We start from the raw sequence: 10,423 nt of genomic DNA on the forward strand, positions 1-10,423 counted from the left end.
CCGAGGCCTGCGGGTCCCGCGTCCAACTGGTTGGATGAAGGTCCCGAGCCATCCGGTTCGGGACCTCTGTCTTTCGAGACACGGACGGCTCGCTCACTGCATTCGAAACTCGTCCACGATGGCCCACCAGTGACTCAGAAGACCCCGGAGGAGTCCGCCTCAGGGACTCCGAAAGGGCTTTCCACCTTCCGCGATCTTGCCGGAGGTGAAGCGACGTTGCCGGCCGTCCGCGTTCCCATGGCGATTCGAAGCGGCCAGCGTGCGGTATCTTTAGACCCGACAGGGTTGTGTCCAGAAGCAGGTCCGGGAACAGGGGTTCGCGATGGCAGGCAATGCAACGTGGCGACGTCGGGACACGCATGGCAAGTTGTCAGAGGCGAAGGAGCGCGAGCTTCCCGATTCGGCATTCGCGTTCCCGCAGCAACGCAAAGGACCGCTTACCGGCGCCGCCCACGTGCGCGATGCTATCACCAACTTCGCGCAGTTCGACGACGTGTCCGACGAGGATCGGGACCTCGCCTTCGAGAATATACGCAAGGCTGCCGAGCACTACCATGTCGACATGCCCGAGACCGATTGGCGGCAACTCGGCACGCGTCCGCCCAAGCGCAGCTACTCGCGGGGCGGTCGCTAGCCCTGCCAGTGCGCGGCGGTCGACGGCTCCTTGGCTAGCCGAAGACGAGCGCGGGGAGGCCCGCAAGTTCGACTGCAGTGCAGATGAGAGCCGCCGCGAGGACGCCAGCAGCGATCGCGCGGCGACGGTCCGAGTTGAGCCACACGCGGATTCCCGCCCCGGCGAGCGCCCATGTCGATGTCGCCGCGAAAGTCACGCCGGCGAGCGCAACCGCGCTCAGGGCGACCAGAGGGATGTCGCGCACTATCCCCGCCAAGAACGTCGAGTACATCACGAGCGAGTATGCGATGGCCTTGGGGTTGGCGAACTGCAGAGCAAGGCCGCCCGGGAATCCCTGCGTTCGGGTCAGCGCGGCGCCTCCACCGGCGCCGAAATCACGTCGGTGCGACCAGGTGATCCACGCAAGCCACACGATGTAGACGGCCCCGACATACTTCACGAACGGCTGGATTGCAGGTACCACGCCAAGCAGTATCGTGGCGGCGACCGCGCCGAGGAGCATGATGATCCCGAATCCACAGACAATGCCGGCGATCAAAGGCAGGGCCTTGCGGTATCCGTGCATCATGCCGAGGGAAGTGCTCATGATGTTGTTCGGGCCTGGACTGAACGTCATGGTGAGGGCGAACGTGAGCGTGGCCACAAGCGATACGTTCACCGGGCACCTCCCGCCGCGAGTTCATACTCGAGTTCGACCAGCTTGCGTTCGATTCCCCAGCGATAACCGCCGAGGGTGCCGGTCGACCTGAGTACGCGATGGCAGGGGATCACGTAGGCGATAGGGTTGGCTCCGACGGCACTTGCGACGGCACGCGTGGCCGAGGACATACCGAGCCGCGTCGCAAGATCGCCGTATGAGATGAGGCAGCCTTCAGGCACACGGAGGAGTCCCTCCCACACCTTGAGCTGGAAGTTGGTGCCCTTCAGCAGGAGCGGTAGCGGCTCGGAGGCTGTTGCGGCTCCTTGGAAGATACGCTCCACGAACCTGAGCGTCGCGCCCTCGTCGTGGATGAGGCTGGCGCGCTTCCACTCGCGCTCAAGCTCGGCGATCGCATTCGCGTGGTCGACCGGGTCCAGGAACCGCAATGCGCAGATGCCGCGGGCGGTCACGCCGATCAGGCACAGCCCGAACGGCGTCTCGTGGATTCCATAGCGGATCTCGATCCCCTCACCGTGCGATTTGTACTCGCCGGGGGTCACCGCCTCCGTGGAGACCATCAGGTCGTGCAGTCGCCCGGACCCGCTCAAGCCGATCGCGAACGCGGTGTCCAGAACCGGTGCCGAGTCTCGCAGCAGGTCCTTGGCTCGACTGGCGGTCAGGTGCTGGAGGAAGCGTTTGGGACTGACGCCAGCCCAACGTCGAAAGAGGCGCTGCAGGTGATGTGGGCTCAGCCCTACGTGCGCAGCAACATCGTCGAGTGTCGGCTGGGCCGAGGTGTTCTCTCCGATGTAGATGATGGCGCTCTTGATGCGCTCGTAGTCGTTGATCATCGGATGCTCTCCGTCGTGTTCGGGCCACGTGCCACACTACCAGGCACGTCCGAAGGGAGGCGACCCGATTCTTGCGGTCGTCACGGCGTTTAGCCGCTGGCCCCACGCGGGCACTAACTTCCCAGGGGCCACCTGCTCCGGCGACTCGCCGCGGCACGAGTGCCCCGCAGGTCCGCGTTGCGCGAGGCGATTGACTCATGACAGGTCAAGACAGGGAGCGGGTCGCGATCATCGAGGCAGGCTCCCCTGGGCTCAACATCTACTCCCATGTGGCGATGGGCCGAGGATCAGCCCTGCTCACGACGGTAGTCCGCGACTCCGGCTACGACGTCCGTGCCTTCATCGAGGACATCAGCGGCAAGGACTCCATCGACTGGGAGTTCATCCGCACGGCGAAAGTCGTCGGGTTCTCGGCGATCACATGCACCCTGCCAAGGACGCGCGAACTCGTTGCCAGGACCCGCGAGGTCAATCCGGACGCCATCATCGTGCTCGGAGGCCCCGAGCCCACATGCGATCCCGATCGCAGCATCGACGCGGGCGCGGACTACGTGCTGCGCGGCGAGGCCGAGCATACGCTTCCGCGACTCCTTGGCGTGCTGTGCGGGCAGACCGCCGAACGGCTCCGGGACATCCCCGGCCTCGTGTGGGAGCGGTCCGGCAGGCGTTTCGAGGGCCCGCCGCCGCGGCAGCTCACGGCCAAGGAGCTCGACGCGCTTCCCCTCGTGGATCGCTCGCTCATCCACGAGGGGAAGCGCGCGTCAGTCGCTCCGGTCTGGCGGACGCGCGGTTGTCCCGAGCGGTGTGACTTCTGCGAAGTCTGCGAGATCTGGCCGCGCTACGTGACGCGCAGCGACGAGAACAGTCTTGCGGAGCTTGTGCAAGCCCAGGAGGCCGGATACCCCACGGCGTTCCTGATTGACGACAACGCTGCAGCCAACAAGCCCGCTTTCAAGGAGTTCTTGCGTGCGGCAGGCAAGCGCGGGTTTGCGCGGATGCTCGTTACGCAGATGCGCGCGGACGCGGTGCTCACCCGCGACGGGCGCCTCGATCGCGAGCTACTGCGGCTGCTGCGCCGGGCTGCGAGCGTCACCGTCGTGTGCATCGGCGTCGAGTCGGCGGACGACGGGAACCTGGAGGAGCTGCACAAGAAGGTCGACAGCACGGCCATGGCGCGGGCGATGCGGGCGATGCGACGCTACGGCCTGCTCGTGCACGGCATGTTCATGGCGCTGCCGGGCGACACACGCGAGATCGTTCGCCGCAACGGCGAGTACGCCCGCCGGTATGTCACCTCGCTGCAGTACCTATTCGAGACGCCGTTGCCGGGAACCAAACGGACCGCCGAGCACCAGGCCCGCGGGGCGATCATGTTCGACGCTGCCGAGGACCTTTCACTCTACGACGGGATGCACGTCGTTCTTCGTCCGGACAAGATGCTGCCGCGCGAGATGCAGGAGCTGATGGCGGAGCAGTACCGGCGCTTCTACTCACTGCGCCGCGTCGTCGCAGCCGCGCTTCGCGGCACGTTTGCGCGTTTCCGGCGACTTAGCCGCGCGCAACGCGCCTACCTGCGGCAGCTTGGATTCCGACGACGGCTGAGGCAATGGGTGCGCTTCCATGTGGAGTACAAGTTCGCGCCGGTGACCTTCCTGGCGATCGGCTGGGCGCGCATCAGGGAGTTCACGCGCGACCCGGATTTCGAGAAGTACCTCTCCCGGCTCGACTCGCGGTAGAGCGGCGCACCGCGACTCGCCGCCTACTCCTCCACTGCCGGCGGCTTCCGCATCCGCTTCTTTCCGGCAACCCGCGTCTTGGCGTCGAGCCTGCGTTGGCGTGCCGCGCGCGAGGCCCTTGTCGGCTTGCGCTCCGGGTCCACACGCTGCATGTCCTCGAGCTTGAGCCGAAGACGGCGCACGCAGTCATGTTTGTTGCGTAGCTGGGAGCGCTCCCGCTGGCACGAGACACGCACGCCCGTGGGACGGTGCACGAGTCGCACCGCCGAGTCGGTCGTGTTCACCGACTGGCCGCCCGGCCCCGAGGAGCGAAAGACTTGCACGTCGCATTCTGCGAGCAGCGCCTCGTCGGTCTCGGGTATGCGGTAGTCGTCCACGATGGCCCCGCCCTACGGAGCGGACTCCTCGGTGAAGCCCGTCTCTTCCCAAACGCCCGCACGCAGATCGAGGTGGAAGCTTGCGGCCCAGGTCGTGTAATCCTCGTACCAGCCAGCGAGATCCTCGGCGTTTATGCCTGCCAGCGCGCAATCTACGTTGCTGTTGTACTCGAAGTCGGTGCAGTAGAGGTTCGGATGAGCCGCCGCGAAGTCCTTCATGATCTTGACGGCCGTGGAGCCGCCCATGATGCCGTCTCCGCCGACGAACGCCTTCAGTCCCGAGGGACCCGTTCCGGCGTGTACCCACGTGGCGCCGCTCGCCTCGTCCACGTAGGACATCGCGGCGTCGCCCGCGCCCTCGATATCGCCGGAGATGGAACGGTCAGCGAGAATCGCGAACCTGAACTCGGGGACCGCGTCGGAACGAGCTATCACACGGAAGGCAGCCCAGTCCTCGGCCCCCTCGATGGTGGCGAACTCGGTCGCCTCGAGGCCGGGATAGAAGTGCCGCAGCATGCGGTCGACCTCGGCGAGGTCGACGTTGTCCGCTGCATTCGGTGCGGGCGCGATAGCTTCCACCGGCGCCTCGGTCGCGGAGTCGGAGCTCGATCGCGCGACGAACAACGCACACGCTGCGAACGTGCCGAGGATGCCGCACATAAGCAGCACCAGGAGCACGACGGCGACTATGATCCAAGGGCTGAACCCGCGCTTCTCAGGTGTGACCGGTGGTGCGCCCGCAGGGTTCTGGTCCACGACTCCTCCTTGCGTTGTAGGTCACTCACAGCATACCCAATCCAAGTTTCTCAAGATTCCATGCAATCAGGGGTTGACTAGTGTGAAGTTAGTAGTATTGTGCAGATGGTAATGGTACGAAGTGCGCAACGCTTGCCAATCACGAATAGAGGTGAAGCCATGACCGAGCATGACGAAGCGATGGTCCGCAAGTTCCGCAAGGAGCTCAACGGCGGCACCGTCTCTCTTGTGCTGTTGGCGATCCTCGACCAGACACCCGAACCGCTGTACGGCTACCAGATCGCCAAGCAGCTGGAGGAGAAGGCCGAGGGAGCGATTCCCGTCAAGCAAGGGACGCTCTACCCGGTACTGAGGTCGATGGACGACAACGGACTACTTGAGAGCACGGTCGAGCCGAGCGTGTCGGGGCCACCGCGCAAGTACTACAAGATCACGGAGGTCGGCCGGGAGGTCCTCGGCCAGTGGAAGGTGGAATGGATGAGCACGCGAGATTTCGTGGACTCGGCTCTGAAGGGGGGCATGGGACGATGATTGAAGAGTATCTGAACTCGTTGAAGACGCGGCTCGCAGGAGCAGATCCCGCGATCGTCCAGGACGCCCTGTACGACGCCGAGGAGTATCTGCGCAACGAGACAGCGAGCATGCCCGCGGGCGACGAAGAGGCCGCATGGGCTCGCATCGTGGAGTCGTACGGCACGCCGGAGGAAGTGGCGGCGGCCTATCTTGACACCGAGGTCAAGGTTGCAGCGGCACTCAAGCCCGTCGTGACCAGGGTCGACAACCGCGGACCGTTGGCGAAGTTCTTCGGGATCCTCGCGGATCCTCAGGCGTGGGGCGCGGCGTTCTACCTGTTGCTTTCGCTCGTGACGGGCATCGTATACTTCACGATCGTGGTGACGGGGCTGTCGCTGTCCGCGGGGCTCTCGATCCTCATCGTCGGAGTCCCGATGATGCTCGCGTTCCTCGCCATCGTTCGGGCGATCTCGCTCGCCGAAGGCAGGGTCGTCGAGGGTCTCCTTGGCGAGAGAATGCCGCGGCGGCCGCGGCTTGCCCCGGCACGCTCGGACCTCTGGGGTCGCATCAAGTGGTGGCTCACGGACTATCGCACGTGGACGACGATGCTCTACATGGCGCTGCAGCTTCCGCTCGGTATCACCTACTTCACGACGATCGTCACGGGCGCAGCCGTGTGTGCCTCTCTGATCGCGGCACCTGTGGCGCAGCTCGTGACAGGTCAGCCGATGTTCATCATGGGCAGCTACGGCTACTTGATCGAGCCGTGGGCGGCGCCGCTGGTCATGGCGGTCGGAGCGCTCGGGTTCGTTCTGATGTTGCACATCATCAAGCTCGTGGGCCGGCTGCACGCCGGGTACGCGAAGGTCATGTTGGTCGGGAACTTCTCCGAGAACCGCTAGGTTCCGGTAGGGCAGGAAAGGATGAGGGTCATGAAAGGCAAGAAGATCGCGCTCGCGCTGGCGGCAGTCGCCGTGATAGCGCTCGCGACCGGGTGCACCCGGGTCGACCTCCGGGAGGAGGGCGGCTCGAGCACCAAGAGCGTCGAGCTCGGAGGTGCGGAGCGGGTCAACGTGCGCCTTGAGATGGGTGCAGGCGACCTGACGGTCGGTGGCGGAGCGAGCGAGCTCATGGACGCCGAGTTCTTCTTCGGCGACGGACGCCTCGAGCCCGAGGTCGACTACGACATCACCGGTCGCGAAGGTGACCTCAAGGTGAGGCAACCAAGCGTGCGCTCGTGGTTCCCGTGGTGGAGCGAGTACCGCAACACCTGGGACATCAGTCTCGACGAGAGTGTGCCGATGGATGCGCGCCTGAGCCTCGGCGCGGGCGACGTGACGCTGGATCTCGGCGAGCTCTACCTCGAGAACCTCACCATCGACGCGGGCGCAGGTTCCATCGACGTGGACCTGTCCGGCTCCCGCTACCTCGAGGAGTTCAGCCTCGACGCAGGCGCGGGCGAGATATCCATGGACTTCTCCGGCAACCTTTGGGAGCGAGATCTCGACGCCCGGGTCACAACGGGGGCGGGCGAGTTGAGCCTGGTCGTTCCCGCCGACGTGCCTGTCCGCTTGAGGATCGAGGGCGGCATCGGCGAGAACGATGTCCGAGGAATGACGAGTGACGGCGAGCGCGAGTGGGTCAACGACGCCTACAAGGACCGCGTGGCCGGACCCACGCTCACCTTGGATATCCGCCGAGGAGCAGGGCAGGTCACGGTCGAGACCCGCTAGATGAGCTCCTTGGCTTGACGATAGATCGAAGCGGGCTCGCCCCGAGCGGGCGGGCCCGCGGCACCTTGAGAACAGAACAGCTATTCAGGAATAGAGATCGCGTCGACGGGGCACAGGTCGATGGAGTCGCGAATCGAGCCGTAGAGCTCGGGCTCGGGGCTCTCGTTGATCACGTAGGCCAGCCCGTCGTCGCGCAGACGGAAGACCTCGGGGCAGGTTTCCTCGCACACTCCACAGCCGGTGCAGAGATCTCGATCGACCACCGTCTTCATCGTGGCCTCCTCGGGTCGGCGATGCGCCTGACGCTCTGTGCGCGTTGCTTGCTTTCTACCCCTGGGGAAGGTGCCGAAACCGTGGTATGTTCTCCACGCGTATCGATCACTGGGAGGGGGAGCGATGCCGGGCGAGGAGTATCAGCGCATAAGGGTGCTCGTTGAAACTGGGGAGCGCAGCTTCAAGGGATACATATTCAAGCCGCAGCAGGGCGATGGCTTCCGACTGTCGGACTACCTGAATCACTATCCGGACAAGTTCTTGCGCTTGTCGGAGTGCGAAGTCACCGAGCGCGGCCAGCACTACCGGGTCGGCGACAAGCAGGGCTTCATCGCCGTCGCGGTTTCCGCGATCACCTACATCGCTCCGATGGAGGGCGAGTAGCTGCAGGAGTTTGCCGGTATGGGTGACGTAGTCGTCGGCACGTGTTCGTGGACCGACAAGACCATGATCGAGCGGTGGTATCCGCGCGGGGTCTCCTCGGCGGAAGCGCGTCTGCGCTATTACGCGGCCAGGTTCGACACCGTCGAGGTCGATTCCACCTTCTACGGACTCCCGCAGCGGGCACATGCCGAGAACTGGGTCCTGCGCACGCCCCCGGAGTTCACCTTTCACGTGAAGGCCTACGGGCTCATGACCCAGCACGAGGTCGATGAGCGGGCACTCCACCCCGATCTGCGCGGCTTCTCGCACCAGATCACCGACCGTAGCCGGGTGCGCGATCCCGAGCCTGCGATGGTCGAGGCGTCCTTCGAGATCTTCCTGCGTGAGCTCGAGCCGCTGCGCGAGTCCGGCAAGATGGGCGGCGTGCTCATGCAGTTCCCGCCGTACTTTGCGGCGACCTACGAGCACCGGCTGCACGAGCACCTCGACTATCTCGAGTACGCGCAGGAGCAGCTCGACGGCCTGCACATGCTTGTCGAGTTCCGGCACCCCTCGTGGGTGAAAGGCGACCAACTCGCGCAGACGATGCGGTTCCTGGGCGACCGCGGGATGACCTACGTGTGCGTGGACGCGCCTCAGTTCGCGCACCGCGAGACGATGCCGCCGGTCACGGCGGTCACCTCGGCCTGGGCCTACGTGCGCTTCCACGGCCGCAATCGCGACACCTACTTCGGCCGCACCGCATCGGCCGCCGACCGATTCGACTACCTCTACACGGCCGAGGAGCTCGCCGAATGGGACGAGCCCGTTCGCGAGCTTGCCGGAGAGGCCGATCACACCTGGGCGATGTTCAACAACTGCAGGTACGACTACGCGCCGCGCAACGCGCGCGAGATGGCCGAGATCCTTGGCGACGTCGTCGGGGAGCGGGCGAGCGGCACGCCGAGCGGTGTACCTGCCGAGGAGACTGCTGGCGCTCCCGGCGAGGGTGAGGGCGCGTCAGCCGGTCACGACGACACCGGCGAGCAGCTGGGGTTCGGCATCTAGAGACGGTCCCGTTCTTCCTGAGAACGTTTGCGGGCCCACTCACGGGTCCGCGTATGGCCACGTGTCGGCAAGACATACTGGTGCGACGTCGCCGAGGACGCGAAGCTCCATCGGGTGCGGTAGGGCGAATAGCCGGTTGATAGCCGATGAGGAAATAGCGGAAACTGCACAGGTAGTGTGATATACTGCAGCCACAGTCTGAAGGGTTTCTGATGAAGCCGAACGTCACAGTCCGCGAGGCTGCGCGGATCCTGCGTGTCACACCCAGGACGATCCGCAACTGGGTCGCCGAGGGCAAGCTGATGGGGAATCGCGTCTCTGAGCGCGTCATGCTCATCCCTCTGAGCGAGGTCGATCGGCTCGCCGGCGTCGAGACGCGGCCCGATTTGTCCTCGGTGATCTGGGATGTGGATCTCTCGACACTCGATGAGGTGCGCCACTCGGACTTCATCATGCGGCGAGTCCTCGACGCCGGTCGTCCCGATCAGGTGCGCTGGCTCTTCCTGCGATATGGCGAGGATGCGATCGTCGAGTACCTGGAGCGCGATCGCGCGCTTCCCCACAGGCGAAAGGTTGGCTGGACAGAGCTTCTCAGGAGACGCCGTGAGCGAACTGCATGAGGAAGTCTTGGCAGCGCCGACTGCGGGGATTTGCGAATGCCTCGGCACCCAGGCGGAGCTGGGTGTCTTCTATCTCGCTGGTGGGACCGGGGCCGCGCTGCAGCTGGGGCACAGAATCTCCGAGGACCTCGACTTGTTCACCGAGCGTCCGTGGTCCTGGGTCCGGCTGAGTCACTCGGTAGGAGCCTGCGGAGCCGTGTCCGTCGATCGCCAAGGCGAGGGGTCGTTCGTCGGGTCGATCGATGGCGTGCGCGTGAGCCTATCCGAGTATCCGTACGTGCTGCTTGAGGAGCCCATACCCACCCGGTTCGGCATACCTGTGGCAGGGCTCACCGACATCGGCTGCATGAAGCTCATCGCTGCCGCGCAACGTGGCAGCCGGAAGGACTTCGTCGACCTCTTCTACATCGGACATGCAGGCTACGACATCCGTACCCTGATGAGGGCTCTCGAACGCAAACTCCCTACAGTCGCCTACAACCCGGTTCACATCCTCAACAGCCTCGCGTATTTCGAGGATGCTGAGCTGGAGCCGGACCCGATCATGCTCGTGCCGTATGAGTGGCGGGCTGTCCGCGAGTACTGTGCGAAGCAAGCAGAAGCCCTGCTCGATGATATTCTGGGGTGAACGCCCGGGTGGTCTGTCGAGAACTTGAATCGATAGTGAGATTCCGTCGCAGAGGGCGCCGATAGCGTAGTACGCGTGGAGGATCCGAGGACCCCATGAGGATGGAAGATGTCGCCTAACCTGAGCTTCCGGGAGTTCATCGAGCGCGTCGAGAGCCGAGTTGACGGCTACTCGATCGAGACCCTGCGGGAGATAGTGCTCGACTGGGCCAAGCACACGCCTCCCAAGAAG

General features: G+C 64.8%; 14 protein-coding genes. 9 read left to right on the forward strand and 5 right to left on the reverse strand.

The features are described from left to right. Positions 1-322 precede the first annotated feature (322 nt). Positions 323-634, forward strand: a complete 312-nt coding sequence (locus Q8K99_06770; protein MDP2182254.1) for a hypothetical protein — start codon at positions 323-325, stop codon at positions 632-634. Between the two features lie 34 nt (positions 635-668). On the opposite strand, the gene Q8K99_06775 is transcribed toward Q8K99_06770, so the two are convergent. Together Q8K99_06775 and Q8K99_06780 are read right to left on the reverse strand one after the other, a co-directional pair. Beyond that, a complete protein-coding gene (locus Q8K99_06775) occupies positions 669-1,292 on the reverse strand; it encodes a LysE family transporter (protein ID MDP2182255.1) in 624 nt (207 codons plus the stop codon). After that, positions 1,289-2,125 (reverse strand): methylated-DNA--[protein]-cysteine S-methyltransferase, encoded by an 837-nt coding sequence (locus Q8K99_06780; protein ID MDP2182256.1) that lies wholly within the window; start codon positions 2,123-2,125, stop codon positions 1,289-1,291. Before Q8K99_06780 ends, Q8K99_06775 begins: the two co-directional genes overlap by 4 nt. Positions 2,126-2,322: 197 nt before the next feature. Between Q8K99_06780 and Q8K99_06785 the strand changes: the two genes are divergently transcribed. Continuing rightward, positions 2,323-3,861: a radical SAM protein gene (locus Q8K99_06785; protein ID MDP2182257.1), complete on the forward strand. Its 1,539-nt coding sequence runs from the start codon at positions 2,323-2,325 to the stop codon at positions 3,859-3,861. Positions 3,862-3,884: 23 nt separating this feature from the next. Here the strand turns inward: Q8K99_06785 and Q8K99_06790 are convergent, their stop codons facing one another. Continuing rightward, positions 3,885-4,238, reverse strand: coding sequence for a peptide chain release factor-like protein (locus tag Q8K99_06790; protein ID MDP2182258.1), 354 nt, complete (start codon positions 4,236-4,238; stop codon positions 3,885-3,887). A gap of 12 nt (positions 4,239-4,250) precedes the next feature. Further along, a complete protein-coding gene (locus Q8K99_06795) occupies positions 4,251-4,994 on the reverse strand; it encodes a hypothetical protein (protein MDP2182259.1) in 744 nt (247 codons plus the stop codon). 159 nt (positions 4,995-5,153) lie between these two features. Here Q8K99_06795 and Q8K99_06800 point away from each other — a divergent pair, with 159 nt between their 5' ends. Genes Q8K99_06800 through Q8K99_06810 form a run of 3 tightly spaced genes read left to right on the forward strand, consistent with a single transcriptional unit; the run spans position 5,154 to position 7,240 of the window. Beyond that, a complete protein-coding gene (locus Q8K99_06800) occupies positions 5,154-5,525 on the forward strand; it encodes a PadR family transcriptional regulator (protein MDP2182260.1) in 372 nt (123 codons plus the stop codon). Further along, on the forward strand, positions 5,522-6,409 hold the full coding sequence (locus Q8K99_06805) for a sensor domain-containing protein (GenBank protein ID MDP2182261.1): 888 nt from the start codon (positions 5,522-5,524) through the stop codon (positions 6,407-6,409). Before Q8K99_06800 ends, Q8K99_06805 begins: the two co-directional genes overlap by 4 nt. 30 nt (positions 6,410-6,439) lie before the next feature. Continuing rightward, entirely contained in the window at positions 6,440-7,240 is an 801-nt protein-coding gene (locus Q8K99_06810) for a toast rack family protein (protein MDP2182262.1), read from the forward strand. Positions 7,241-7,320: 80 nt separating this feature from the next. On the opposite strand, the gene Q8K99_06815 is transcribed toward Q8K99_06810, so the two are convergent. Further along, complete coding sequence (locus Q8K99_06815) at positions 7,321-7,512, reverse strand: ferredoxin (GenBank protein MDP2182263.1); 192 nt, start codon at positions 7,510-7,512, stop codon at positions 7,321-7,323. Positions 7,513-7,636: 124 nt separating this feature from the next. Between Q8K99_06815 and Q8K99_06820 the strand changes: the two genes are divergently transcribed. From Q8K99_06820 to Q8K99_06835, 4 genes are all read left to right on the forward strand, one after another. Beyond that, positions 7,637-7,897 carry a hypothetical protein gene (locus Q8K99_06820; protein MDP2182264.1) on the forward strand — a complete coding sequence of 87 codons (261 nt, stop codon included), beginning with the start codon at positions 7,637-7,639 and terminating at the stop codon, positions 7,895-7,897. 18 nt (positions 7,898-7,915) lie between these two features. Next, a complete protein-coding gene (locus tag Q8K99_06825; GenBank protein ID MDP2182265.1) occupies positions 7,916-8,944 on the forward strand; it encodes a DUF72 domain-containing protein in 1,029 nt (342 codons plus the stop codon). Between the two features lie 212 nt (positions 8,945-9,156). Beyond that, the gene (locus Q8K99_06830) at positions 9,157-9,564 is read left to right on the forward strand and encodes a helix-turn-helix domain-containing protein (protein ID MDP2182266.1); all 408 of its coding nucleotides are present in this window, start codon (positions 9,157-9,159) and stop codon (positions 9,562-9,564) included. Continuing rightward, positions 9,548-10,192 carry a nucleotidyl transferase AbiEii/AbiGii toxin family protein gene (locus tag Q8K99_06835; protein ID MDP2182267.1) on the forward strand — a complete coding sequence of 215 codons (645 nt, stop codon included), beginning with the start codon at positions 9,548-9,550 and terminating at the stop codon, positions 10,190-10,192. The genes Q8K99_06830 and Q8K99_06835 overlap by 17 nt, the downstream gene beginning before the upstream one ends. Positions 10,193-10,423: the final 231 nt, after the last annotated feature.

Source organism: Actinomycetota bacterium (assembly GCA_030682655.1).
Lineage (GTDB): Bacteria > Actinomycetota > Coriobacteriia > Anaerosomatales > JAUXNU01 > JAUXNU01.